Source organism: Chitinophaga sp. CC14, assembly GCF_048957795.1.
Classification (GTDB): Bacteria; Bacteroidota; Bacteroidia; order Chitinophagales; family Chitinophagaceae; genus Chitinophaga; species Chitinophaga ginsengisegetis.
The window spans coordinates 654,455-679,569 of record NZ_JARBFY010000001.1 but is presented as its reverse complement, the minus strand read 5'-3'; the positions used below and the strand labels follow the sequence as shown (position 1 = coordinate 679,569).

General features: G+C 48.4%; 21 protein-coding genes. 10 read left to right on the top strand and 11 right to left on the bottom strand.

The genetic code is table 11. The features are described 5' to 3' along the window. The first annotated feature begins 94 nt into the window (after positions 1-94). Complete coding sequence (locus PV783_RS02880) at positions 95-847, top strand: NYN domain-containing protein (protein ID WP_079471435.1); 753 nt, start codon at positions 95-97, stop codon at positions 845-847. A gap of 4 nt (positions 848-851) precedes the next feature. After that, positions 852-1,394, top strand: a complete 543-nt coding sequence (locus PV783_RS02875; RefSeq protein ID WP_079471434.1) for an O-acetyl-ADP-ribose deacetylase — start codon at positions 852-854, stop codon at positions 1,392-1,394. 131 nt (positions 1,395-1,525) lie between these two features. On the opposite strand, the gene PV783_RS02870 is transcribed toward PV783_RS02875, so the two are convergent. The 4 genes from PV783_RS02870 to PV783_RS02855 form a co-directional block, all read right to left on the bottom strand. Then, entirely contained in the window at positions 1,526-1,669 is a 144-nt protein-coding gene (locus PV783_RS02870) for a hypothetical protein (protein WP_159454376.1), read from the bottom strand. Positions 1,670-1,740: 71 nt separating this feature from the next. Further along, entirely contained in the window at positions 1,741-3,714 is a 1,974-nt protein-coding gene (locus PV783_RS02865) for an alpha-ketoacid dehydrogenase subunit alpha/beta (RefSeq protein WP_420987053.1), read from the bottom strand. A gap of 34 nt (positions 3,715-3,748) precedes the next feature. Further along, positions 3,749-4,099: a phage holin family protein gene (locus PV783_RS02860; protein ID WP_079471432.1), complete on the bottom strand. Its 351-nt coding sequence runs from the start codon at positions 4,097-4,099 to the stop codon at positions 3,749-3,751. A gap of 106 nt (positions 4,100-4,205) precedes the next feature. After that, entirely contained in the window at positions 4,206-5,138 is a 933-nt protein-coding gene (locus tag PV783_RS02855; RefSeq protein WP_420987052.1) for a hydroxypyruvate isomerase family protein, read from the bottom strand. Positions 5,139-5,316: 178 nt separating this feature from the next. Here PV783_RS02855 and PV783_RS02850 point away from each other — a divergent pair, with 178 nt between their 5' ends. The 3 genes from PV783_RS02850 (at position 5,317) to PV783_RS02840 (ending at position 9,056) form a co-directional block, all read left to right on the top strand. Continuing rightward, complete coding sequence (locus PV783_RS02850) at positions 5,317-6,285, top strand: formylglycine-generating enzyme family protein (protein ID WP_420987051.1); 969 nt, start codon at positions 5,317-5,319, stop codon at positions 6,283-6,285. 40 nt (positions 6,286-6,325) lie between these two features. Further along, positions 6,326-7,657 (top strand): Gfo/Idh/MocA family protein, encoded by a 1,332-nt coding sequence (locus PV783_RS02845; protein WP_079471429.1) that lies wholly within the window; start codon positions 6,326-6,328, stop codon positions 7,655-7,657. Between the two features lie 106 nt (positions 7,658-7,763). Next, positions 7,764-9,056 (top strand): D-alanyl-D-alanine carboxypeptidase/D-alanyl-D-alanine-endopeptidase, encoded by a 1,293-nt coding sequence (locus PV783_RS02840; RefSeq protein WP_420987050.1) that lies wholly within the window; start codon positions 7,764-7,766, stop codon positions 9,054-9,056. On the opposite strand, the gene PV783_RS02835 is transcribed toward PV783_RS02840, so the two are convergent. After that, on the bottom strand, positions 9,053-9,709 hold the full coding sequence (locus PV783_RS02835) for a hypothetical protein (RefSeq protein ID WP_420987049.1): 657 nt from the start codon (positions 9,707-9,709) through the stop codon (positions 9,053-9,055). The genes PV783_RS02840 and PV783_RS02835 overlap by 4 nt on opposite strands. Positions 9,710-9,764: 55 nt before the next feature. Beyond that, a complete protein-coding gene (locus PV783_RS02830) occupies positions 9,765-9,992 on the bottom strand; it encodes a hypothetical protein (protein WP_420987048.1) in 228 nt (75 codons plus the stop codon). A gap of 213 nt (positions 9,993-10,205) precedes the next feature. Between PV783_RS02830 and PV783_RS02825 the strand changes: the two genes are divergently transcribed. Next, positions 10,206-13,274 (top strand): SusC/RagA family TonB-linked outer membrane protein, encoded by a 3,069-nt coding sequence (locus PV783_RS02825; protein WP_420987047.1) that lies wholly within the window; start codon positions 10,206-10,208, stop codon positions 13,272-13,274. Between the two features lie 10 nt (positions 13,275-13,284). Beyond that, the gene (locus PV783_RS02820; RefSeq protein ID WP_420987046.1) at positions 13,285-15,036 is read left to right on the top strand and encodes a RagB/SusD family nutrient uptake outer membrane protein; all 1,752 of its coding nucleotides are present in this window, start codon (positions 13,285-13,287) and stop codon (positions 15,034-15,036) included. Positions 15,037-15,118: 82 nt separating this feature from the next. On the opposite strand, the gene PV783_RS02815 is transcribed toward PV783_RS02820, so the two are convergent. From PV783_RS02815 to PV783_RS02805, 3 genes are read right to left on the bottom strand one after another with little or no spacing between them, the layout of a single operon-like run. Beyond that, a complete protein-coding gene (locus PV783_RS02815) occupies positions 15,119-16,573 on the bottom strand; it encodes a Gfo/Idh/MocA family protein (protein ID WP_079471423.1) in 1,455 nt (484 codons plus the stop codon). Between the two features lie 48 nt (positions 16,574-16,621). Beyond that, positions 16,622-17,317, bottom strand: coding sequence for a gluconate 2-dehydrogenase subunit 3 family protein (locus PV783_RS02810; protein ID WP_111577245.1), 696 nt, complete (start codon positions 17,315-17,317; stop codon positions 16,622-16,624). Between the two features lie 18 nt (positions 17,318-17,335). Next, positions 17,336-19,075: a GMC family oxidoreductase gene (locus PV783_RS02805; RefSeq protein WP_079471421.1), complete on the bottom strand. Its 1,740-nt coding sequence runs from the start codon at positions 19,073-19,075 to the stop codon at positions 17,336-17,338. A gap of 81 nt (positions 19,076-19,156) precedes the next feature. On the opposite strand from PV783_RS02805, the gene PV783_RS02800 reads away from it, so the two are divergent. Then, positions 19,157-20,623 (top strand): gluconokinase, encoded by a 1,467-nt coding sequence (locus tag PV783_RS02800; RefSeq protein ID WP_420987045.1) that lies wholly within the window; start codon positions 19,157-19,159, stop codon positions 20,621-20,623. Between the two features lie 237 nt (positions 20,624-20,860). On the opposite strand, the gene mutL is transcribed toward PV783_RS02800, so the two are convergent. Further along, positions 20,861-22,750 (bottom strand): DNA mismatch repair endonuclease MutL, encoded by a 1,890-nt coding sequence (mutL, locus tag PV783_RS02795; protein ID WP_420987044.1) that lies wholly within the window; start codon positions 22,748-22,750, stop codon positions 20,861-20,863. 326 nt (positions 22,751-23,076) lie between these two features. On the opposite strand from mutL, the gene msrB reads away from it, so the two are divergent. Then, the gene (gene msrB / locus PV783_RS02790; RefSeq protein ID WP_420987043.1) at positions 23,077-23,571 is read left to right on the top strand and encodes a peptide-methionine (R)-S-oxide reductase MsrB; all 495 of its coding nucleotides are present in this window, start codon (positions 23,077-23,079) and stop codon (positions 23,569-23,571) included. 87 nt (positions 23,572-23,658) lie between these two features. Next, positions 23,659-24,675 carry an SRPBCC family protein gene (locus tag PV783_RS02785; protein ID WP_336387609.1) on the top strand — a complete coding sequence of 339 codons (1,017 nt, stop codon included), beginning with the start codon at positions 23,659-23,661 and terminating at the stop codon, positions 24,673-24,675. A 55-nt stretch (positions 24,676-24,730) separates the two neighbouring features. Here the strand turns inward: PV783_RS02785 and PV783_RS02780 are convergent, their stop codons facing one another. Further along, the gene (locus PV783_RS02780) at positions 24,731-24,997 is read right to left on the bottom strand and encodes a YciI family protein (RefSeq protein ID WP_235015972.1); all 267 of its coding nucleotides are present in this window, start codon (positions 24,995-24,997) and stop codon (positions 24,731-24,733) included. Between the last annotated feature and the right edge of the window lie 118 nt (positions 24,998-25,115).

Here is a 25,115-nt window from a genome sequence, read left to right as displayed (position 1 = left end):
CTGGTGGCAGTAAATAACTGTAGCCGGCACGTTTTTAGTTTTCAGCAATTGGCTACCTTTGCTGATGTTCCCCTTCAACCCAAAAATTAAAACAATGGATAATACCACGAAAGATCTCCGCCTGGCAGTGCTGATAGACGCTGATAATATCCCGTATCACAATATTAAAGGTATGCTGGAAGAGATAGCCAAGTATGGTAATCCTACCTTTAAAAGAATTTACGGCGACTGGACGAAGCCCACGGTAGTAGGATGGAAGGGGGTACTCCTCGATTATGCGATCACTCCCATCCAGCAATACAGTTATACCTCCGGTAAAAATGCCACCGATTCGGCCATGATCATTGATGCAATGGATATACTGTATACCGGTAGGGTGGATGGCTTTTGCCTCGTATCCAGCGACAGCGATTTTACCCGGTTGGCTACCCGCCTGCGCGAGGCCGGGATGATTGTATATGGTATGGGGGAACAAAAAACGCCCAGTGCCTTCAGGGCCGCGTGCGACAAATTTATTTACCTGGAAATTTTACAGGTCAGGGAAAAGAAAACAGATACTGAAAAAACAACAAAGACTACCAAAGACAAACGGAATAGCATCAGTAAAGCGGATAAGCAACTGGTATCTTTAATATCCACCAGCATCAATGATATTGCAGATGAAGACGGATGGGCCTACCTGGGAGAACTTGGTAACCTGCTTTTGAAGAAACAACCCGATTTTGACTCCCGTAACTTTGGATTCAATAAGCTGGTGCAATTGCTGAAAAGTTTTCCGGACTTTGAAATAGATATCAGGGAAAGTGGAAAGAAAACCGGGAAGCTGGTGTACGTAAGAACTGTATAATCCTATGGCATATAGAAAGATCAGCATAATTCAGGGCGACATCACAAAAGTAAAGGCAGATGCCATTGTTAACGCGGCCAACTCTTCGCTTTTGGGTGGAGGTGGTGTGGATGGAGCCATTCATCGCGCCGGCGGGCCGGATATACTCAATGATTGCAGGGCCATTGTTGCCCGGCAGGGAGGATGCAAAACCGGCGAAGCGGTTATTACCACTGCCGGTCGTTTACCGGCAAAACATGTTATTCATACGGTAGGACCGGTTTGGAACAACGGCACCCGTGAAGAAGATATCCTGTTGGCCAATTGCTACCGGCACTCACTGGAGCTGGCCGACCGGCACCATTTGAAAAGTATTGCCTTCCCTAATATCAGTACAGGCATCTACCATTTTCCTAAAGACCTTGCTGCAAAAATAGCGATGGACACCATCGTGAAGTACCTGGAGAAAAATACAGAAATAGAAGAAGTGATCCTGGTATGTTTTGACGAAGAGAATTTGCGTTACACCGAACACTATTATAACCAGTATATACGTCCGGAAGAGTGATCCGGTATACTTCCGTGCTATCGCAGCTTACCATGAAAAGCTGGAAGTTTGAAGAAACTTTATAAATAGAAGGGGCCATCTCATTGAGATGGCCCCTTCTATTTATAATGCGATGTGAAAAACTATTGCAATTAGATTTTTGCGTATTTAACCCATGCGTAGATAAACATGGCAGCAAAAATGATAATGGCCACAGGAGCCAGGAAACCTCCGATACTATCGCCAACTTTATAAAAATTGGTGGTGTGTACTACTGTTAAAAGATTCATCAACATTGTATAATGATTTTATATTATTCCGGATGCAAATTAAAACTTTCAAGGCATATTCCCAATCAAACGGCCGGTTACCAGTTGGTTAATTGCTGTATGTACTTGTCCAGCCTTGCTTTGGCGAGAAAATTTTTTTCCAGGACGCCGGCAAAAGGCACGGGGGTATCCAGGCTGGCACACCGCATCACCGGGGCATCCAGGAGAGGGAAGCAGTGTTCAGCGATCCAGGCGCTGATTTCCGCGCCAAAGCCGCCTGTCAGCGTGTCTTCATGCAGGATCAGCACTTTACCGGTTGCCGCTACTATTTCGCGGATGGCCGCGTAATCGAGTGGCAGCAGGGTACGCAGGTCCAGGATAGCGATAGAAAGCGCCGGGTGTTGTTGGGCGTAGTCCAGCGCCCAGTGTACGCCGCTGCCCCAGGTAATGATGCTGATATCTTCTCCGGGTTGTACCAGCGCAGCTTTCCCTATTTCCAGGGTGTAATAATTATCGGGTACTGGTCCGCTGATGCTGCGGTACAGCGCTTTATGTTCGAAATACATGACGGGGTTGGGGTCGGCGAAAGCCGCTGTGAGCAATCCTTTGGCGTCTGCGGGGTTGGAAGGGTATACCACTTTCAGGCCGGGTACATGGGTAAACCAGGCTTCGTTGGTTTGTGAGTGAAAAGGACCGGCGCCAACCCCGCCACCGGCGGGCATCCTGATCACCACATCAGCCGGTTGACCCCAGCGGTAATGTATTTTCGCCAGGTTGTTCACAATCTGGTTGAAGCCACAGGTCACAAAATCAGCGAACTGCATTTCCACCATGCTCTTGAATCCCCCGATAGAGAGGCCCAGTGCAGCGCCGATCACCGCGCTTTCGCACAGTGGGGTATTGCGCACCCTGTTTGCGCCAAACAGTTCCAGGAAGCCTTCCGTGATTTTAAAAGCCCCACCATAGGCTGCAATGTCCTGCCCCATCAGGATCAGCTCCGGGTGTTGCTCCATCGCCTGTTTAAGACCGTCGGACAAGGCATTGATAAAACGCTTTTCTGAAGATGGTCCCGAAGCGGTTATGGGAGCGGGAGCCGGGGCATAGAGGTCATTTAGTTCTGTTTGTGTATTGGCAATAAACGGGGTATCGGTAAGGCCCGCGGCCACTTGTACTTCTATTTCATGTTTCAGTTCTTCCCGGATAGCGGCCATACTTTCTGCAGAAAGTATGTTTGCGTGCACCAGGAAGGATTCATATTGTGTGATGGGATCTTTTTTACCCCATTCCTCAAACAGGGCCGGAGGCACATATTTCACGCCGCTGGCTTCTTCATGGCCGCGCATGCGGAAGGTCATGGCTTCTATCAGTACTGGTTTCTGTTCCTTGATGGCATAGGTCCTTGCGGTTCGTATGGTTTGATATACTTCCAGCAGGTTGTTGCCATCTATCTGTACGCCTTCCATGCCATAGCCGATGGCTTTATCCACCAGGCTGGCGCAGCGATATTGTTCACTGACGGGAGTACTTAGTCCGTAACCATTATTTTCTATCAGGAAGATGACCGGCAGTCCCCATACGGCGGCCACATTGAGCGCTTCATGAAATTCTCCTTCGCTGGTACCGCCTTCGCCGGTAAAAGTGAGGGATACCTTTTCTTCTTTTTTCAGCTGGTGTGCCAGTGCAATGCCGTCGGCAATGGAGAGTTGGGGCCCGAGATGGGAGATCATACCACATATGTGATGTGGCCTGCTGCCAAAGTGAAAGGAGCGTTCGCGGCCTTTACTGTAGCCGTCTTCGCTTCCCTGCCATTGCTGAAATAGTTTGTGGAGTGGCATTTCGCGGGTGGTAAACACGCCGAGGTTGCGGTGCAGCGGAAGTATCCACTCGTCTGCTTCCAGCGCCAGGGTGGCGCCTACGGCAATAGCCTCCTGGCCGATGCCTGAAAACCATTTACTTATTTTACCCTGTCGAAGTAGCAACAGCATTTTTTCTTCTATAAGCCGTGGATATACCAACGCTTTATAGAAAGACACTAATTGCGCATCGCTCAGGTCTGACCGGTCAAAGTGCATGAATTGGCTTTTTAACAGGCAGTAAAGGTAAGGGCTAATCGTTGTTACCGCCGGCAAGGCTGATCATGACGCTGTTGATTACGGTCATGACTATACTGAAAAGCAGGGCCCACCAGAAACCATCCACTTTAAAACCGGGTACCAGTTTAGCGGCCAGTAGAATGATCAGTGCATTGATAACAAAAAGAAAAAGCCCGAGGGTAACGATGGTTACCGGGAATGTCAGTAAAATGAGCAGGGGTTTAACCAGGGCATTTAACAGCGCTAACACCAGCGCCAGTATCAGCGCGGTAATGAAGCTATCAACTTTTACTGCCGGTTTCAGCAGGTAGGCGGTTAACATGGCAGCTAAAGCACTAACTAGTATACGAAGCAGGAAACCCATTGTACGTCATTTTACTAGTTAAGGTAACGAAAAAAAAAGTGAATGGCAAAGTTTAGCTGTTGGTAACAGGCAAATGTTTTGTTACCAACAGCTACTTATCAGTTGTTTATATAAAACTGTCTGCTTCGCGGTATGCCTTTATCAGTGCGTCTTCGCCTTCTTTTCCTTTTCCGGCGATCCCGTGTTCCATGCCCAGTACACCTTTATATCCTTTGTTGTGGAGATGTTTAAAGATGTTTTTATAATTGATTTCGCCGGTGCCAGGTTCCTTACGACCGGGGTTGTCGCCGATCTGGATATAGGCAATTTCATCCCAGCACCAGTCCATTACAGGAATGAGGTTACCGGTATTGCGCTGCATATGGTAGATGTCGTATAAAATTTTGCAGGAAGGACTTTTCACGGCTTTGCATATTTCAAAGCTTTGTTCGGCGGTACGGAGAAACAGGTCGGGGTTATCACTCAGTGGTTCCAGCACCATGATGAGGCCATGCGGTTCAAAGATTTCCGCGCCACTGCGCAGTGCATCGATTACATGTGCGGTTTGAACGCCGATCGGGAGCGTCCGTTCAAAATAGCCGGGTACAACGGTGGCCCATTTGGCGTTACAACGTTTGGCTGTTTCCAGGCTGGTTTTGCAGGTTTTAATAAAAGCCTCTTTAAATTCCTGTTTGCCTGTGGCCAGGGAGGGTTTCCAGTTGTTGCCGGTATCTACTACAAACACGCCCATGGTCATGCCCAGTTTATTCAGGAGTTCGCCTATTTTGGATTGTTCCTCAGGAGAGCGTCCCAGCATGCCATTGTCTTCGATAGACCGGAATCCCTGGTCGTACATATATTTTATCTGGTCCAGGAAGTTGCCGCCATTGGCACTGTTTTTAAACATGCCATCGTGAGGGCCATAGTTCATGTTAAACGGCTTTCCGGCCACGCTGGCGTTATTGGCGCCGGCAGCTTGCGCAGCGTTGCTGATGCCTCCCAGTGCCAGAGCTGAAATACCGGCCAGGGTGCCGTTTTGCAGGAATTTTCTTCTTTCCATAACGTTTGATTGATTGTATAATTGACAGGGAGCTAAATTTAATCGCTTTTCTAAGGAAATACTAATATTGATGAAAAATTTTCAATTCATCAGCCCATTTTCGCATTCATAAAAAAATATTGCTTTCCAGATTAGTTTTTTTTAGATTCACCCACTTATATATTTTCAAACACGTTAGATGATTAAACAGTATGTGACCTTAGCGCTGGGCGGATTGTTCAGCCAGGTTGTTGTTGTAGCACAATCAAAACAGGCATTCGAAGCTTATAGCCAGCAAATCCCCGGAACCGATGTCAGTTTTAAAATGGTACCAGTAAAAGGAGGCAGCTTTCAACTGGGAAGCCCCGACAGTGAAAAAGGAAGGAAGAAAGATGAAGGCCCGGCAAAGAAGGTAGCAATTTCGGATTTCTGGATGGGCGCTACTGAAGTTACTTTTGATGAATACGATATATATGCCGATGCGGAAAAGGATAAAACCCCCACACCGGATGGAATGACCCGTCCGAGTCCGCCATATATTGACCTTACCCTGGGAATGGGCAAATCCGGTGGATTTCCCGCCAACAGTATGAGCCAGTATGCGGCCCTGATGTATTGCCAGTGGCTGTACATTAAAACCGGTGTTTTTTATCGCCTGCCAACAGCGGCAGAATGGGAATATGCCTGCAGGGCAGGTTCCACTACAGCGTATCCTTTTGGCGCCAATGACAGTCAGCTGAAAGAGTACGCCTGGTTCCAGGGCAACAGCGATAATAAATACCATAAGGTAGGACAGCTGAAACCCAATGCCTGGGGATTATACGATATGCTGGGCAATGTGGAAGAATGGACACTGGACCAATATGATGAAAACGGCGTAGCCAATGCAGCCGCTACTGATCCCTGGACACAGCCTACCGCTAAAACCCCGCGACTGCTGAAAGGCGGCAGCTTCCAGGATGAAGCCCCGCTGCTTCGCAGCGCCGCCCGCCTGAAGTCGGACCCCATCTGGAACCGCCGGGACCCGCAGATCCCAAAAAGCTCCTGGTGGAATGCAGACGCCCCCTTTGTTGGCTTCAGGATAGTAAGACCAGTGAAACAACCAACAGCAGCAGAAGCCACAACATTTTTTGAAGAGATGATCGCGAAATATAAAGGAGCACGCTAGAAAGATTCAACATCCAAAAATCTAAAAATCTTATTCATTTATGGACAACGAAAAGAAATTCCACGGTGAAGGCCGCCGCGAATTCGTAAAGCAAACTACCTTGCTTGCGGGCGGTTTGTTGGCTATGCCTATTTTATCCAAAGCAAATTATTTCTCAGGATCTACCGGTGTTATCAAAATAGCCCTGATTGGCTGCGGTGGCCGCGGTACAGGTGCTGCTACACAGGCGCTCAGCACAAAAGAAAATGTGGAGCTGGTAGCAATGGCGGATGCCTTCCCCGACAGGCTGAGCAACAGCTTTAATGATATTAAAGAAGCGCTGGGCGATAAAGCCAACCGGGTAAACGTACCTGAAAGCAATAAATTTATTGGCTTCGACGCATACAAACAAGCCATTGCACTGGCGGATGTAGTGATCCTTGCCACCCCTCCGGGTTTCAGACCCATTCATTTTGAAGAAGCGGTTAAACAAGGGAAACATGTCTTCATGGAAAAACCAGTAGCAACAGATCCCGCCGGTATTAAAAAAGTACTGGAAGCTGCTGCTGTGGCTAAAACCAAGAAGCTGAACGTAGTAGTAGGTTTACAACGCCGCTACCAGAATTCTTACCGCGAACTGTACAAACGCTTCCAGGATGGTATGATCGGTGATATGCTGTCGGCACAGGTGTGGTGGAACCAGGGCGCGTTGTGGGTTAAACCCCGTAAGCCTGAATATACTGAAATGGAATACCAGATGCGCAACTGGTATTATTTCAACTGGCTCTGCGGCGATCATATCGTAGAACAGCATATCCACAATATTGACGTGGGCAACTGGTTCATGGGCGCTACCCCTGTTACCGCAGGTGGTATGGGCGGCCGTGCTGTGCGTACCGGCAAAGAGTTCGGTGAAATATTTGACCACCACTTTGTGGAGTACCGTTATGCCAACGGTGTAGTGATGAACAGCCAGTGCCGCCACTGGAAAGACGCTCCCAGCAAAGTAGACGAGGAAATTGTAGGAACAAAGGGCCGTATCTACTGTGATAAAGCCCAGATAGTGGATCATAAAGGCAAAGTGTTATACCAGTTTGATAAGAAGAAAGAAAACAATCCCTACCAAACGGAACACGATGAACTGTTTGCCGCTATTGCCAAAGGCGAATACAAATTTGCAGATGCGGAAAGAGGTGCGCAGGCTACCCTTTCTGCGATCATAGGCCGTTTGGCTACTTATTCCGGCCAGGTGATCGATTGGAATGTAGCGCTGAACTCCGGTCTGGATCTGCATCCTAAATCATATTCATTTGATGCGCAGCCGCCGGTTATGCCGGATGCTTCCGGTAATTATGCTTACGCAAAACCAGGCATTACCAAATATTTTACCTGATAAAATTACCAGGTCAAAAAAACGAATCAGGGATTTATGGGAAGATCAATAAAATGGTCTTCTCATAAATCCCTGTTTCGTAATGCACAATTCGTAATTTCCATCTATGAAAAAATTACTGGTAGTAATTATATCCATATTAACCGGGGGAAGTGTAACTGCCCAGGTGGCGGCGATAAAGAAATGGGCAGAAGCAGAACTGCTTCATAAAATACCAATGGAGCAGGCACATGTGGGCATCTGTATTTATGAACCGGCCACCGGGAAATATTGGTACCAGTACCAGGACAATAAGTTTTTCACACCCGCATCCAATACCAAGATCTTCTCGTTGTACGCAGGATTGAAACTGCTGGGGGATTCTCTTCCGGCGGCGCGGTATTATGAAAACGATACGGCTCTCTTTGTAAAAGGAATGGGCGATCCGTCTTTTCTTCACCCGGACTACAACTACCAACCCCTGCTGCGGCTGTTGCAGCAAACCGCTAAAAAGATATACCTGGTGCAAGGCGTAAATGCCAATCAACGTTTCGGCCCGGGCTGGGGTTGGGGCGACTATGCCGACGACTATCAGCCGGAGCTAAATGAATGGCCCATGTACGGCAATGTGGTACGGATCCATCACCAGGGTAACAACAATAGCATCACACCTGCTTTTTATGACCTGGATATTATGGAAGATGATACCCTGAGCGAAACTATCACGTCGAGGGATGAACGGAATAATTTATTCTACCTGAAATACAATCCGAAAGATAAAGCATTGAAAAAAGCCGAAGTGCCTTTCATCACCGGATCGGTACAAGAGCTGCGGCAAAGGTTGGAAGACACGTTGCATAAACGTATAGGGCTGGCCGTTATACCGCCGGCGGGAAACTACACGGTACTGAAAAGCATCCCGTCAGATTCGTTGTTTATCCCGATGATGGAGCGCAGCGATAATTTCTTTGCAGAACAAACACTGATGATGGCCTCTTCCGCTTTATGGGATACCATCAGCAGCGCCCGCACCATTAAGTACCTGCTTGCCGGCGATCTCAAAAGCCTGCCGCATCCGCCGCAATGGGAGGATGGTTCCGGTCTTTCCCGGTATAACCTGTTTACGCCCCGCGACTTTGTAACCGTGCTCACCCTGATGCGGGAACAGTTTCCGCAGGAACGTCTCTGGCAAATTTTCCCCACCGGCGGCAGGGGAACATTGAAGAACTACTATCAGCAACAGAAAGTACACGCCAAAACGGGTACGTTGAACGGTGTGGTAGCATTAAGCGGCTACCTGGAAACAAAGAAAAAGAGAACGCTGGTATTCAGTGTGCTGGTGAATAATCATCATGAATCCGCTACCAGTGTAAGAAGGGCGGTAGAGCGGCTGCTCTCGATGGTGAGTGCGGCCTATTAAGGCTTTATGGTATAAGAAACGATGGTGGTGGTATCATGCAGCTGATCAGCTTCTATCAGTCCTACTCCTTTGCCGTAATAGCTGGTAGAGATAGTGCCCACAGAAACCGGGTTGCCAAAAACAATGGCATAGGCGTCCATTTTCACGGCGATCACGGAGGCGTAGTTTTTGCCATTCACCGTTTTGGTGATATCCTTTTCTGTGATGGTGAATTCCAGGATGCCGGAGGTGGTTACGCCACCATTGTTCACAGTAATAGTGTCTTTCCAGCTGGTGCCGGCGGGTACATTATCTTTCAGGTAGGTAAGCTCCAGGCTGTCTGCGCTGTAACCCTGAAAAGTAAGGATGCTGGCCACTTGTGTATAGATACCGTCTTTACAGTTGGAGCAGGTAAATACGCTGTCGTTCCCCACTTTTTTATACACAATGCCGTTGATGGTTGTATCTTCTGAAACCGTGAGGGTATAGGTAATCGTGTCTTTAGCGCTATTTATGTTAATGTAGGAAAAGGAGGAGCCGTTCGTGTAAGGAGCATATTCGCAATTACTGTTGGAGGGTTGTGTACCTTCTCCTTCATTGCTCATTTCCTTACTGCAGGAAAACAGCAATGTTACCATTGAAAGGATAGCTATGAGAAAGTAACGTTTTTTCATAAAACCATATGGTTGATGTTACTATAACGTTCAAATAACGCTTAAGGGTATAAAATTATGCAAAAAAAATCACCAGCATCTCCACTGGTGGGTTTTTAATAATATAATAATCAGGAACTGCCGGCTGATCCTGAACCGGAAACGGCCACTGAGTGGAGCTGATAATGGGATTGGCAAAAAGATCTGCGGCAGATAAAAATTGCAGCGGGCTGACCGGATACCTACTTTTTGAACCTGCAACGGTAAAACGCCCCAGGAACCGGGCACGGAACTTTTCATACAAGAAAAGTTAGTCTCCCAGATACTTATACTAGTAGAAATTACATTTCCTCTTTTTTTAAGGAAGAATTTTTAAAATAATTGTATTTGCGACATTTATTTTTAGAAAATAATTAAACCTTTCATGTTTATCTTACATAGACATGAATACCCGTTTCGTCGTTATGAAAAGCTAGTTAACAGACAAATTTCATCATCTTCCAAAATCACTTGTAGCATGAACCCACGTTATGCAAAGGCTATGCTATTGCTATGCCTTTTTGCAACCACCAGCAGCGCCATTACCGCGCGTGCGCCATTACCCAGCGTATGGCAACAAGGAAATCTCACAGTTAAGGGAAAGGTAAAAGACATCAACGGTAACCCGCTGCCCGGGGTTACGGTGTTGGTGAAAGACTCTAAGAAAGGAGCCACTTCCGATGAAAAAGGTAACTATGTACTAACCGATGTAAAAAAAGATGCGGTACTCGTATTCCAATACATCGGCTTTGATGCACAGGAGCTGAAAGTAGACGGAAAGACGGCCCTGAATGTTGTATTAAAAGAAAACCAGAAAACACTTGACGAGTACGTAGTAGTTGGCTACGGTACACAGAAAAAAGTTACTAAAACCGGCGCAGTATCTTCTGTAAAAGGCGCCGAGTTACAGCAGTCACCAAACGTTAATATCTCTAATTCGCTTGTTGGACGTATTCCCGGCATTATCGCCGTTAACAACAGTGGAGAGCCCGGTTACGATGGCTCCCGCATTTTTATCCGTGGCCGCAGTACTTTAGGTAACAGTAACCCGCTCGTTGTAATTGATGGTTTCCCGCGCGATGGCTTTGAGCGCATGAACCCCAACGACATCGAAAGCGTTTCCATTCTGAAAGATGCTGCTGCGGCCATTTATGGTTCCCGCGCAGCCAATGGTGTTATCCTCGTTACTACCAAACGTGGTAAGGGAGGTAAACCTACACTGAGTTACGGCTTTAACCAATCTTTTGTAACACCCACCAGGCTGCCGGAAATGGCTGATGCGCCTACGTATGCTAAAGTGGTGAACGAAATTTTAAAGTATGGAGGAGACGCTCCGAAGTATACAGATGAACAGATCAAGAAATTTGGAGATGGATCCGATCCATGGCTGTACCCTAACACCAACTGGTACGATGCCGCGATTAAAAAATACTCTTTGCAGAACAGGCACGACCTGTCGCTCAGCGGAGGTACAGAAAAAATGTCGTACTACGTTTCCCTGGGTTCGTTATTCCAGGATGGTATTTATAAAAGCAGTGCCACCAATTACAAACAACAGAACGTAAGAGCCAACCTGGATGCAGTAGTAAGTGATTACATCCGCCTGCGTTTCGACCTGGCAGGGCGTCTCGAAAACAGGAACTTTCCTCCACGCAGTGCCGGTTCTATTTTCAGATCCCTCATGCGCGGCCGCCCTACAGAAAACGCTATCTGGCCCAACGGACTGCCCGGGCCTGATATTGAATACGGCGATAACCCCGTTGTTACGGGAACAAATGCAATCGGTTACACAAACGATAAGAACTATGTGATCAACACCAACATGTCTGCCGTTGTGAATATTCCGGGGGTAGAAGGATTGTTTGTAGATGGTAGTTTTGCATACGATCAGAATTTCGACTTCTACAAATCTTACATCAAACCCTGGACGTTATACACGCTGGCAGATGCCAATGATCCTACGCATAAGCTGAATGCGGGTTCCAGGGGAGTAAGCGCACCGGAGTTAACGGAACAGTTCAGTACAACACGGCAAATCACCGTCAACTTTAAAGTGAATTATGTACGTTCTTTCGGAAAGCATAACCTCAGCAGCTTCATCGCCTTTGAACAGGCCACGTTGAAAAATGACGGCTTCTCTGCTAACCGCAGGTACTTTATCAGCGATAAGCTGGACCAGTTGAATTTAGGCGGCGATAAAGAAAAGAACAATGCCGGCAGTGGTTTTGAATATGCCCGCCGTAATTACTTCGGACGTATTTCCTATAATTACAAAGAAACCTACCTGTTTGATTATAACATGCGTTACGACGGCTCCCAGAATTTCCCGGAAGGCCGCCGTATGGGACTGTTCCCCGGCGCTTCAGCAGGTTGGGTATTATCTAACGAAGCCTTCTGGAAAAAAAGCATCCGTACACTCGACTACTTTAAACTGCGCGCATCCTGGGGCCAGATGGGTAACGACCAGATAGATCCGTTCCAATACCTGAGCACCTATGGCTTCAGCGCCGGTGGTGTAATGCTGGGCGAAGATCTGAACAAAGGTCTTTACCAGCTGCGGTCGCCCAACGAGGCCATCACCTGGGAAGTAGCCAACAACTATGATTTCGGTATCGAAGCAAAAATACTGGGAGATAAACTGGCCTTTGAAGGAGATTACTTCCTGACTAAAAGATCCAACATCCTCGCCAGCCGCAGCCAGTCGATGCCCGGTTATACCGGTATGACCCTGCCACAGGAAAATATCGCCAAAGTGGAAAACAAAGGATTCGAATTGGTATTAAGCCACAAAAACGACATCAAAAAATTCCATTATGAAATTATAGGAACTGTTACTCACGCAGAAAATAAAGTATTGTTCTTCGACGAAACGCCAAATCTTCCGGCATATCAGCAGGCCACCGGTAAACAGATAGGCGCGCCACTTTATTACCAGGCCATTGGCATTTATAAAACACAGGATGAAGTGGACAAAAGCGCGCACGTAGGCGGCGCCAGAGCCGGCGATGTTATCTTCCTGGATAAAAACGACGATGGCGTTATTGATGATCTCGACCGGGTTCGTATGGACCGTACCGAAAACCCTACCTGGATCTTCGGGTTAACCATGACCGCCAAGTTCAAAAACTTCGACTTCACCATGCTGTGGCAGGGCGCTACCGGCGCCAGCCAATACCTCCGCACAGAATCCGGGCTGATCGGTAACTTCCCGATGGCATATGTAAAAGACCGCTGGACAGAAGACAACATCAACGGATCATGGCCAAGAGCGTACGACCGTGACCGTGAGTACTGGGTAAACCGCCAGAATACTTTCTGGTATTGGAATACCAACTACGTCCGTTTAAAAACCCTGGATCTTGGTTACAATATACCTACCACCCTTTGCAAACGGATCGGACTGCAAAACCTCCGGGTATATGTAAGTGGTCAGAACCTGGTCACCATCGACAAAGTGAAGATTTTTGACCCTGAAGCGCCAAGTGGAAGCGGACAGTTCTATCCGCAAACCAAGATTTACAATGTGGGATTAAACGTAACCTTTTAATTAATGTGCCATGAAGAAAACAACAATCATCAGATATATAGCGGGAGCGTTTTTACTATGCGCGGTTTCCGCCGGTTGTAATAAAGACTTCCTCGAAAAGAAGCCGTTAACCGAATATGAAGAAAACGACGTGTGGAAAGATGTGGGCCTGGTACAGGCATTTGTAAACGACCTGTATGTACAGATGCGCTCCGGCTACCTGGAAGTAATGCTTTCCTCTATGACAGACGAAAGCCGGTTTATCCACGACTACAACACCTCCAGGGTAGTGCAGGGGAACGCCTCCGCCGATGACGTAGGCGCCATCAATGATTTTGCCCGGTGGGACCTGCACTACAAGGCTATCCGTAACTGTAACATGTTCCTGGAAAAGATTGCAGAAGTGCCTCTTTCCAATGAAGCCCTGCGTACCCGCATGACCGGTGAAGTGCATTTTATGAGGGCCTGGTATTATCACCTGCTGGTGAAGTACTATGGCGGTGTTCCGTTGATCACCAAGACCTTTAATATTAAGGGAGATGAACAGGAGATACTAAGTGTAAAGAGAGCCACTTTTGATGAATGCATTAAGTTCATTACGGCGGAATGCGACCTGGCCGCACAACAACTACCAGCTTCCTATGATGCCGTTACGAAAGGAAGAGTTACCAAAGGCGCTGCTATGGCCCTTAAATCCAGGATCCTGCTTTTCGCCGCCAGCAAGTTGTTCAATGATGAGAAAGTACCGAACGAGTTAATGGGGTATAAATCCGGCCTGCAGAAAGACCGCTACAAACTGGCGATGGATGCAGCAAAAGCGGTGATGGATCTTAACATGTATAGTCTTTACCAGCCTACAGACAATCCGGTAGAAAACTATACCCGCGTGTTTCTGGATAGGGATAACCCGGAAATGATCTTTGTTAAGCAGTATGATAAAGCATTACTGGGTACTTCCCACGACCTGTACAACGGTCCAAACGGGTATCATAACTGGGGTGGAAATGTGCCTATCGAAAACTTTGTGACCGGCTATCAAATGAAAGACGGTACTGCTTTTTCCTGGAGTAATGTGGCCCAGGCAAAGGCGCCATATGAAAACCGTGATCCCCGCTTTTATGCCACCATCCTGTATGATGGGGCTAAGTGGAAACCACGTCCTTCCGATGCGGCCGAAATTGATTCGGTGGGAGTTATACAAACCGGGAAATATGAAGCCGCCAATGGCAGGGATAGTGTGTGGGGACTTGATACCCGTAACAGCACTATCGAGAACTGGAATGGTACTTATTCCGGGTACTACCTGCGTAAGTTTATGGACAAAAACCTGGATGCTCAATTCTTTCGTGGCAACCAGTCCTGGATCTTCATCCGTTATGCAGAAATTTTGCTGAACTATGCGGAAGCTGCCATCGGATATGGCGATGACGCAGATGGCCGTATTATGTTGAATAAGGTGCGTGAACGTGCCGGGATGCCTCCTACTACTGCATCGGGGGATGCTTTGTTGGCCGTATTGAAATATGAAAGACGATATGAACTGGCTTATGAAGAACAACGTTTCTTTGATGCCCGCAGGTGGAGAGATGCTGAAACTGTTTTCAATGAAAATGCCTTTGGCATTGAAGTATTGGGATCACAGATTGCCGGACATCCTTTTGTGTACCATGTGTACAGCATCCAGCCGCGTAAATTTAATAAGGCGAAGAACTACTTACTGCCTATTCCTGCCAATGAAATCAGGAAGAACAAGAACCTGGATCAACAGGAAGATTATAAATAACGGTATTCATGTACTAGCTTTTCATAAAAAGAAAATGCCGCGAGATCATCGCGGCATTTCTTTTTATGATAGATTATATCATTTATACGCCTAGTGACCAGCCATCGCGGTAAGTGCGTTTCACAAACTGGTTGGCTTCGTCGAAGTTGGTAATCTTCATATTGTTACCATCCCACAGCAGCTTGATATAACGGCCCGGATAATCAAAGCCTTTACCATTCGCTTTCTCCTTACGGATATCAAAGCTACGGATAGCCAGGTTAGCCATCAGGATGGTTTCAGTAAGCGGACCGGCAATATCGAACGGAGAGCTGAGCGCTTTCTGTTGTTTGCTGCCGTAACCGGCGATAGCCGCGTTTACCCACTGTACGTAGTGACCTTCCGGTACACGTGCAATAGTTTGCGGCACATTAGCTTCTGTAGTGCGGGAAGTAGGCAGCAACTTAGGATACATACCGTAAGTACCGCACATCATTTTGCCTTTATCACCGATAAACAGGGCGCCGTTACCACCGTCTCCCATTGTTTCGTTAGGTCCCAGTTCTTCCGGACGTTCCGGTTGAATACCACCGTCCATCCAGTGAAGGGTTACTTCTTTACCATTCTTTCCAGGGAATTTCATAATTACATGGGAAGAAGGAGGGCAGCTTTCCGGGAAATATCCGCGGGTGAATTCTCCTACGTACACGCTACCAACGCTGCACTCTACAGAAGTAGGGTAGCCCAGGCCCAGTACACGGAAAGGAGGTTCAATAATATGACAGCCCATATCGCCGATGGCGCCGGTACCGTAATCCCACCAGCCGCGCCAGTTGAATGGTACCAGGTTGCCTACGTAATCTTTTTTAGGAGCGGTACCTAACCACAGGTCCCAGTTCAGTTCTGCAGGCACTTCCTCGCGGTTGGTTGGCCAGGGAACGCCCTGTGGCCATACCGGACGATCCGTCCAGCAGTAGATGGTGTGTACATCTCCAACAAGACCGGCATTGTACCATTCCATCAGCTGACGAACGCCATCACCGGAAGAACCCTGGTTACCCATTTGGCTTACTACCTTGTATTTGTTGGCGCCCTGCGTAAGCATACGTGCTTCGTAGATGTCGTGGGTTAATGGTTTCTGCACATATACATCCTTCTTCAGCTGCATAGCGCCCATTGTTGCTACGGCGTGTGTGTGATCCGGAGTGGATACGGAAACGGCGTCGAAGTTTTTGTGTTCCTTGTCAAACATTTCCCGGAAATCAGTATAGAACTTCGCCTTAGGGAATTTCTTCACGGCTTCGGCTGCACGACGTTTGTCCACATCACACAGGAAAGTAATATCAGCCGGGCCTTTAGCAAATTCAGATATATCGCTGAAGCCCTTACCGCCTACACCGATACCTGCTACCCGCAGGCGATCGCTTGGCGCTACATAGCCTCTGCCTAATACATGACGTGGAACTATCATGAAACCGGCGGCGGCGAGCGCACCGTTTCTCAGGAATGATCTGCGGGAAACACCGTTTTCTCCCTCATTCTTTTTTTCTGGAATCATTGATGTGAAGTTTTCTGGATTTAAATTATGAAATAGCAAGTTAAGTCGTTATTCCCAGGTCATCAGCTTGCCCCTGTCTTCGATTTTCAGGCAGGTAGCCAATGTTTTCTCATCATAGGCATAGCCGTACTGCTTCAATACATCTGCAGGTACACCATCCCATTCGTTGGGCGTATTACCGATGTAGTTGAGGTCCTTGATGCCCATTTTACTGGTGAAAAATCCTGTGGCAGTGAGATTACGCATCCGGTTAAAGAAGGCCACACCCTGGCTGTTTTCCGGAGATGCTTTTCCGGGATAAGCTACCAGGTCTACCACTGCGATACGTTGTTCTGCACTGCTTTCTGCAAAAGATTTATTATACCGTTTGGCACATTGCATATCCAGCCAGCGTAATCCGCCCCGCATAGGCAACTGGTGTTCCGGTATATCTTTCACAATGAATTCTATGAACTCCGGCACCTTTGCATCGGAGGCGCTGCCGGAATGTTCATCTGCCGGGATAATGATATCCGCCAGTATGGTGATGGTTTTCATTTCAGCGTCTGTGAAAAACTTTTCCTCCATCAGCTTTTTATCCCGCGACACTTCATCCGGAGTACGGCCATAGCCGGCCGTTTTCACATTGGGATGATCATTTTTATCGGCCGTTGTTTTTTTATCTTCACAACCAGTGGCAGATAAAATGGTACCAACTGATAACGTTCCCAGTGCAAGCGCTTTGAGTGATTCTCTTCTATCCATGAAAAAAACTTAAAAAGATTAGAGATTCTGTTTCTTCAATTGATCCACGATATATTCGGATGCCCGCATAGACAGTGCCAGTATGGTCCAGGTAGGATTTTTATCTGCCTGCGACACAAACGCGCCACCATCTACCACGAAGAGATTTTTTACTTCGTGTGCCTGGTTAAATTTATTCAGCACGGATTTGTTAGGATCGTCGCCCATGCGGGTGGTACCTACTTCATGAATAATGCGGCCCGGATTTTCCAGTCCGTATTTGGTATCGGCTCCCGGCTTGGTGCCAAAGGCAATGCCGCCCATTTCATGAATGATTTGTTCAAACGTGTCCTGCATGTGTTTGGCCTGTTTGATTTCATGATCGCTCCAGGTGTAGTTGAAGCGCAGAACAGGAATTCCGAACTTATCTACTACGTTCGGATCTATTTCACAGTAATTATCTTCCCGCGCAATACATTCGCCCCTGCCGGCAAAGCCGATCTGGGAGCCGTAAAAGCGGCGGTAGTCATCTTTCAGTGAAGCGCCGTAGCCGCCGGCTGCTTTCGTTTGGCCGTCACGACCAGGAACCCGGCCGTTCATGTTTTCCATACCAAAGCCGAAGCCATAACCGGGCATGTGCATGCCACCGCCAAATTCAATGTGGTAGCCGCGTGCAAAGTCCAGTTTCTTGTTATCGCCCCACCAGGGAACATACATGTGCATGCCGCCTACGCCATCTTCATTATATCTTTTGCGGTCCATCAGCTGGGGGAGGAAACCTCCGCGGGAGGAGCCGGTGGAATCGTGCAGGTATTTACCCACTACACCGCTGGAGTTGGCCAGTCCGTTCGGATGTTTGGCTGATTTTGAGTTCAGCAGCAAACGGGCCGACTCGCATGCGCTGGCCGCCAGCACTACTACCCGTGCGTTTACGGAATATTCCTGGAGGTCTGTTTTATCTACGTAAGCTACGCCGGTGGCTTTGCCGTTGCCGTCTGTTAATACTTCCCGCACCATTGCGTTGGTGTAGAGGTCCACATGTCCGCTTTTCATGGCTGGTTTCACCAGCACAGAAGAGGCGGAGAAGTCGCCATACACGGTACAGCCGCGGTTACACTGGCTGCAATAGAAGCATGGGCTGCGGTCTTTATTTACTGAGCGGGTTAATATGGAGAGGCGCGCCGGGATAACGGGGATGCCTAAACGATCTCCTGCTTTTTTCACCATCAGCTCATGGAGCCTGGGTTTTGGTGGTGGGAGGAAGAAGCCATCCGGTTCGTTGGGCAGGTTTTCTTTGGTGCCGAATACGCCGACCATCTTATCTACCCGGTCGTAGAAGGGTGCTACCTCATCGTAGGTGATGGGCCAGTCGTCGCCGAGACCATCATAACTTTTGTGTTTGAAGTCGCGTGGGCCAAAGCGCAGTGAAATGCGGCCCCAGTGGTTAGTTCTGCCACCTAACATGCGGGAGCGGAACCAGTCGAATTCAGTTCCGTTTTTTTTCGTGTAAGGTTCACCGTTGATTTCCCATCCGCCGTAGGATGCGTCGAAGTCACCGAAAGGGCGGGTGGTGCTGGCGCCTCTTCTGGGCGATTCATATGACCATTTCAGCTGTGTTGCCTGCTCGGGGTCGGCGGGGTCGTATTTAGGACCCGCTTCCAGGAGGGCTACTTTGAGGCCGGCATCCGATAGGATTTTTGCAGCCATGCCCCCTCCGGCGCCGGAACCAACAATACAAACGTCATAAACCTTCCCCTGTTTTTTGATTTCGAAAGCCATTTGCGTGGATATTTTAGACTTTTTAGAAGAACACCGGTTTTAAATCTATAAATTAAATGCGGAAAAAGAACGGTTTTTTTTATGAGTGATCATACAGCGTATATTATTGGTGTAGATATAGGCACCAGCAGTACAAAATCGATTGTGCAAGGAATGGACGGAAAAATTCTGGCGGTATTTCAGCAGGCATATGCTACCAGTCACCCGCAACCGGGATACAGTGAGCAAAAGCCGGAGGTGATCCTCGAAGCGGTGATAGCCGGTATCCGGGCGGTGGTGGCCCAGGCTGGGGGCGCCCCGGCGGCCATTTCCTTTAGCAGCGCCATGCACAGTATGATGGCTGTGGGTCCCGATGGGACTGCACTTACGCCGTTGATCATCTGGGCCGATAACCGGAGCGAGCCCAATGCGCTGGCATTACGCGATACCCCTGAGGGCAGGCAAATTTACCGGCAAACCGGCACCCCGGTGCACGCCATGTCGCCCCTGTGCAAAATCATGTGGCTGCGGGAGCGGCAACCGGCTGTATTTGCCGCTGCGGCGATATTCCCGGGCATCAAGGAATACATCTTTCATCATTTCTTCGGACGCTGGATAACAGATCATTCTATCGCCTCGGCCACGGGCCTGTTTGATATCCATACGCTTCAATGGAACGAAACGGCTTTAAGTGTGGCGGGTATTACAGCTGCGCAGCTGCCTCAGCCCGTGCCGGCCAATTATGTGGTTAGCGGGCTATCCCCTGATATGGCGGCCACACTGGGCATCCCGGCCGATACGCCGTTTGTGATAGGGGGCAGCGATGGCTGCCTGGCCCAGCTGGGCAGCGGCGCGCTGGACGCAGGGCATGCCACGCTTACCATTGGCACCAGCGGCGCGGTAAGAATGGCGGGCGCCCAACCACTCACCGATGCCCGTGGCCGGCTGTTCACCTACCTCTTAACAGATGATATTTATATTACCGGTGGCGCCTCCAACAATGGAGGCGTGGTGCTGCAATGGCTGGTGAGGGATTTCCTGCGGCAACCGCTGAGTAGCCTTAACGACCTGGTGGGAGAAGCATTGATCACGGACCCGGGCAAGCTCCTTTGTTTGCCTTACCTGCTGGGGGAAAGGGCGCCGGTGTGGAACAGTCATGCCACCGCCGCTTTTATAGGCATTCAGCCCCAGCATACGCCGGCACATTTCACCCGGGCCGTGCTGGAAGGGATCTGTTTTGCATTGCTGAGCATCAAAGAGGCCCTGGAGGAAACGGCCGGGCCGGTGCGGAAGATCTCTGTGAGTGGAGGGTTTACCAATGCGCCGGGGTGGATTCAGTTGCTGGCCGACATCTTTGGCCAGGAAATGCACCTGCAGCAGGAAAGCGACGCTTCCGCACTCGGTGCTATCCTGTTGGCTGCCGAAGTGCTTGGATGGCCGCAGCGGGTCCCGGAACCTGCGCAAACGGTATTTACGCCGGATGCTGGCAAATTTGAAGCGTATCGTAAAAAGTATAAGATGTTCCTGCAATTGTACGGGCAGATTGAAGCCATTCTTGTAGCGGAATAATGGTATAGGACAGCCTTAGCAGTGGCCTTGCACATAGATAGGACATGCCTTACACATGGACTAAACACGGAGTGATGGTGGAGGTGATGTGGACTTGATCTGGAAACCCTTTACTGTAAAGGGATTGGAGGCTATTGAAAGGGCGGCGTTATGGGGGTTGAGCCGTAGTTTAAAGGTCCGGGGAGAAGAAGGCGGCGTGCCTGCTTTATCTCCCCGGACGTCTTAACATCCTGAAAATCAGTTCCCCCGTTCAAACATACGGGCGAGGTCTGTGAGTTTGAATGATATAAACGTGAACTTACCGCCGGGTGCTACATTGGGCATGCTGCAGGCGAAGAGTTCATCGATAATATTCTGCATTTCGCGGGCAGCCAGTATTTTGCCGGCCGGTATGGCGTTATTACGTGCCATTGAGCGGATTAGTTGCTCGCGGTTATTTACTTTCAGTTCGTGGCTGAAGTTTTTGAATTGCTCCAGCAGGTTCTGGATGGTGGCATGGTCGTTACCATTCTGAATGTCGGCGGGGGTACCGCGAACGATGAAGGTATTGTTGCCAAACGGTTCCAGGTCGTAGCCCAGTGTTTGCAGGTCGCCGAGCATTTCGCTGACCAGGGCTGCATCTGCCGGGGGCAGCTGCAGGGTTTGCGGGAACAGGCTTTGCTGGGTGGCCATGGGGGCTTCCTGTAAGGCACGCTGGTAGCGTTCATAGAGGATCCTTTCATGGGCGGCCTGCTGGTCTATCAATATAAATCCTGACTTTATCTGCGACAGGATATATTGCTGGTGCACCTGTACCGGTACTTTCTGATCGGTGGCGGTATCCTGCCAGCGTTCATCGATCACGGAGGCGGTGGCGTGCGGCTGACTTTCGTAAGTCACGGCCGGGCGTGTTTCCGGCTCCGGGGCGATGGTATAAGTGCTTTCGTTGTTGCTGTTGGTTTCGTACAGATCTTTCCAGTGCTTCAGGTTGCTGTTGTTGCTGCTTTTATCGATCATGTGCGCCTGGTTGGCCTGTGTAAATGATTTATACAGGGGACTCTGGGTTGATTCATTCTGCTGCTGGGCGGTGAAGGGTTTGCTTACCGCATCCAGTGCCTGAATGCTTGGGTCCAGGTCGAAATCCAGTGTAGCAGTGATGCTGAACTGGGCCAGGGAGTGTTTCACGGCCGACTGCACGAAGGCATACATGAGTTTTTCATCATCGAACTTGATCTCCTGTTTGGTAGGGTGTACGTTGATGTCTACATGTTCAGGGTTTACGTCAATAAACAGTACATAGAGCGGGAAGCTGTCTGCCGGGATGATGTCTGCAAAGGCGTTCATCACGGCATGGTTCAGGTACGAGCTCTTGATAAAGCGGTTATTGACGAAGAAGAACTGGTCGCCCCTGGTTTTTTTAGCGGTTTCGGGTTTTCCTACAAATCCGTACACATTCATGTAGTCGGTAGTTTCCTTTACGCTTACGAGCCGGGCGTTATAATGTTGTCCCAGAATGGCCACGATGCGCTGTTTAAGCGATCCTTTGTCCAGGTGGAACAGCTGTTGATTATTATTTGTCAGGGAGAACTGCAGTTGCGGGAACGACATGGCCACGCGGATGAACTCGTCTACGATGTGTCTCATTTCCGCTGCGTTACTTTTCAGGAAGTTTCTGCGTGCGGGCACATTGAAGAACAGGTTTTTCATGGCAATGCTGGTTCCTTCAGCGGTTTGACAGGGTTCCTGTTTATTTACGAAGCTGTTGTCAATTTCCACGTAGGTGCCTACTTCTGCGCCTTTTTTGCGGGTTTTGAGTTCTACCTGGGAAACTGCGGCAATGGAGGCCAGTGCTTCACCTCTGAATCCCATTGTAGTGATCTGGAAGAGATCTTCTATGGATTGTATTTTAGAGGTAGCATGGCGTTCAAAGCACATCCGGGCATCTGTTTCGCTCATACCGCCGCCATTATCAATTACCTGCACTAACTCTTTTCCTGCATCTTTAATGATCAGTTGAATATCGGTAGCACCTGCATCCACTGCATTTTCCAGTAATTCTTTTACCGCTGATGCCGGTCTTTGTATCACTTCCCCTGCAGCTATCTGGTTCGCTATATTGTCTGGTAATAAATTGATGATATCCGCCACTTACTAGCCTTTTGCTGTAAAGTTAACAATTTATATGCAGTTGCTCGCCGGTGATTATCAGACAGTTTTAAACAAAAAATTAACTGTTTTGTTAATTAGCCCCTTGATTTGCAGGAAATAACAATCCATTATGCTTGTTCATACGTAATTTAGGTAGAGATAAAAAAAGGATCCGGCCAACGACCCAACAATCACAATGCTAGTGTTAATGAGAAGTTAACGAATCAAAACTTTACATATGTACCTATGGAAACTAATAATTTTGACTATCTCTATCAGGGTTACCAACTATACTTATCCCTAAAAATGGGGAAAAAAAGAAATCAATGGAAGATGGAAAAAAGAAGGGAGAGATTTACTCCCACACAGATGCTACTAAAGTAAATCTGACAGACGAAGAATGGAAAAAAGTACTGCCAACGGACGTGTATCATATTGCCAGGGAAAAGGGAACAGAGTGGGCCTTTACGGGAAAATACTGGAATAGCAGCGAGAGCGGAACCTACTACTGTGCAGCCTGCGGAAATCCGCTATTTGTTTCCGATGCCAAGTTTGAAAGCAGCTGCGGCTGGCCCAGTTTTTTTCAGCCACTTACCAAAACCAGTGTTATCTATTCTCCGGACAACAGTCATGGGATGCATCGGACGGAAGTATTGTGTGGCCGCTGTAAATCCCACCTGGGGCATGTATTCGACGATGGTCCACCACCAACCGGACTCCGTTACTGTATTAATTCCGTGATCCTCGACTTTGAAAAAGCGAAAGAAGCGGATGAACATTACCAGCAAGACAATAAATCAAGTGACCAAGAACTAGAATAGTCAACATTCTTCTGCCTGATTGCCAGCATCATCTGTCGGTTGAACAATAAAAAGATGTATTTTTATTATCATCAACCCCCGACAGTCATGAAAGTACTTAAAACGCTCGCCTGGATCATAGGAATCATCCTGTTCATTGCAATTGTGCTGATCTTTTTTGCGCCCACTACTATGCATGTGGAGCGTTCGGTGGAAATTAATGCCCCCGCGACGATTGTATGGAATGATATTGTGAAATTCGAGAAATTTAACGAGTGGAGTACCTGGAAACAGATGGACTCTACCGCCAGGTATACTATTACCGGTGAAGATGGCTCTATTGGCGCGGTTGACTCCTGGAAAGGCAGCAAGATCGGGGAGGGAAAGCTGCAACACCTGTCTATGGACCCTTATAAGTCGGTTACCCAGAAGCTTACCTTTATTACTCCGTTTGCCTCCGAGTCGGATGTGTTTTTCCGTTTGTCGGAAGCAGCGGGTAAAACAAAGGTGACCTGGGGATTTGACACGCATTACGACCGGCCCATGAATGTAATGACCCTTTTTATGAAAGGTGCGCTGGAAAAGGACTTTGAACAGGGCCTCAACAACCTGAAAAGCATGGCAGAGGCAGAAGTAAGAGGACCAAATGCCCCCAATGGCATTGATGTGACTGTAAAAGAGATGAATTTCCCTGCAACAACGTATGCGGCTGTACGAAAAACCATCCCCATCAGCAAGATCAGCGACTATTACCGTTCCAACCTCCGGACTATTTATAATGCGGCCTCCGCTGCCCGGTTACAGCCAGGCGTGCCCTGCGGCATCTTCTTCAGCTGGGACAGGAAGCTGGGGCAAACAGACATGGCAGCAGCCATCCCGGTACCGGAAGGAAGCAAACCCGCACCAGGATATGAAATCATTACCCTCCCGGCAGCACAGGCGGCGTATGCCGACTATGTAGGGCCTCATAGCAAGGTAGTCAACGCACACGTGGCGATCCGAAACTTTATAACCGATAAAGGGAGGACCATTATTCCACCCACTATAGAGATGTATGTGATTGGTCCGGGCAAAGAAATGGACAGTAGCAAATGGCTTACGAAGGTCATTTACTTTATGAAGTAGTTATCCGGAAGTAAAGAAGCAAAAACGATTGGCACGGCATTACAGGAGGGAAGTACTATTTTCCCAGTGTGTTGGCATACTTGGTTGGTTCAAACTCTATGATCTCATAAAGCGCCAGCTGGAACCTTTCCAACGGATCTTCACTCATAATCTCTTCTACCTCCCTGCGGCTGGCGGCATTACAGAGAATAACAGACCCGGACTTCGGCTTTCGCCTGCCTGATAAGATGAACCGGCCACTGTCGAAGTGCTTTTGCAGGAAGGCAGTATGCGCTTCCATGTAGTGTTCTACAGCCGCAACGGGCCGTATGTATTGTAGCATAATCAGGAACATAATGGTTTTTCTATGGTATTTAGTAATAGTTTCATAGTTAGTAGCAAAGGTATAAACTTAATCAGTATTGAAATATTGTATGTACCAGGGAAAAATGAGACATATG

What these genes read in the sequence shown, in the direction of transcription:
- PV783_RS02880 (WP_079471435.1), top strand. Translation starts at nt 95, where the DNA reads ATGGATAATACCACGAAAGATCTCCGCCTGGCAGTGCTGATAGACGCT.
- PV783_RS02875 (WP_079471434.1), top strand. Translation starts at nt 852, where the DNA reads ATGGCATATAGAAAGATCAGCATAATTCAGGGCGACATCACAAAAGTA.
- PV783_RS02870 (WP_159454376.1), bottom strand. Translation starts at nt 1,669, where the DNA reads ATGTTGATGAATCTTTTAACAGTAGTACACACCACCAATTTTTATAAA.
- PV783_RS02865 (WP_420987053.1), bottom strand. Translation starts at nt 3,714, where the DNA reads ATGCACTTTGACCGGTCAGACCTGAGCGATGCGCAATTAGTGTCTTTC.
- PV783_RS02860 (WP_079471432.1), bottom strand. Translation starts at nt 4,099, where the DNA reads ATGGGTTTCCTGCTTCGTATACTAGTTAGTGCTTTAGCTGCCATGTTA.
- PV783_RS02855 (WP_420987052.1), bottom strand. Translation starts at nt 5,138, where the DNA reads ATGGAAAGAAGAAAATTCCTGCAAAACGGCACCCTGGCCGGTATTTCA.
- PV783_RS02850 (WP_420987051.1), top strand. Translation starts at nt 5,317, where the DNA reads ATGATTAAACAGTATGTGACCTTAGCGCTGGGCGGATTGTTCAGCCAG.
- PV783_RS02845 (WP_079471429.1), top strand. Translation starts at nt 6,326, where the DNA reads ATGGACAACGAAAAGAAATTCCACGGTGAAGGCCGCCGCGAATTCGTA.
- PV783_RS02840 (WP_420987050.1), top strand. Translation starts at nt 7,764, where the DNA reads ATGAAAAAATTACTGGTAGTAATTATATCCATATTAACCGGGGGAAGT.
- PV783_RS02835 (WP_420987049.1), bottom strand. Translation starts at nt 9,709, where the DNA reads ATGAAAAAACGTTACTTTCTCATAGCTATCCTTTCAATGGTAACATTG.
- PV783_RS02825 (WP_420987047.1), top strand. Translation starts at nt 10,206, where the DNA reads ATGAACCCACGTTATGCAAAGGCTATGCTATTGCTATGCCTTTTTGCA.
- PV783_RS02820 (WP_420987046.1), top strand. Translation starts at nt 13,285, where the DNA reads ATGAAGAAAACAACAATCATCAGATATATAGCGGGAGCGTTTTTACTA.
- PV783_RS02815 (WP_079471423.1), bottom strand. Translation starts at nt 16,573, where the DNA reads ATGATTCCAGAAAAAAAGAATGAGGGAGAAAACGGTGTTTCCCGCAGA.
- PV783_RS02810 (WP_111577245.1), bottom strand. Translation starts at nt 17,317, where the DNA reads ATGGATAGAAGAGAATCACTCAAAGCGCTTGCACTGGGAACGTTATCA.
- PV783_RS02805 (WP_079471421.1), bottom strand. Translation starts at nt 19,075, where the DNA reads ATGGCTTTCGAAATCAAAAAACAGGGGAAGGTTTATGACGTTTGTATT.
- PV783_RS02800 (WP_420987045.1), top strand. Translation starts at nt 19,157, where the DNA reads ATGAGTGATCATACAGCGTATATTATTGGTGTAGATATAGGCACCAGC.
- msrB (WP_420987043.1), top strand. Translation starts at nt 23,077, where the DNA reads ATGGAAGATGGAAAAAAGAAGGGAGAGATTTACTCCCACACAGATGCT.
- PV783_RS02785 (WP_336387609.1), top strand. Translation starts at nt 23,659, where the DNA reads ATGAAAGTACTTAAAACGCTCGCCTGGATCATAGGAATCATCCTGTTC.
- PV783_RS02780 (WP_235015972.1), bottom strand. Translation starts at nt 24,997, where the DNA reads ATGCTACAATACATACGGCCCGTTGCGGCTGTAGAACACTACATGGAA.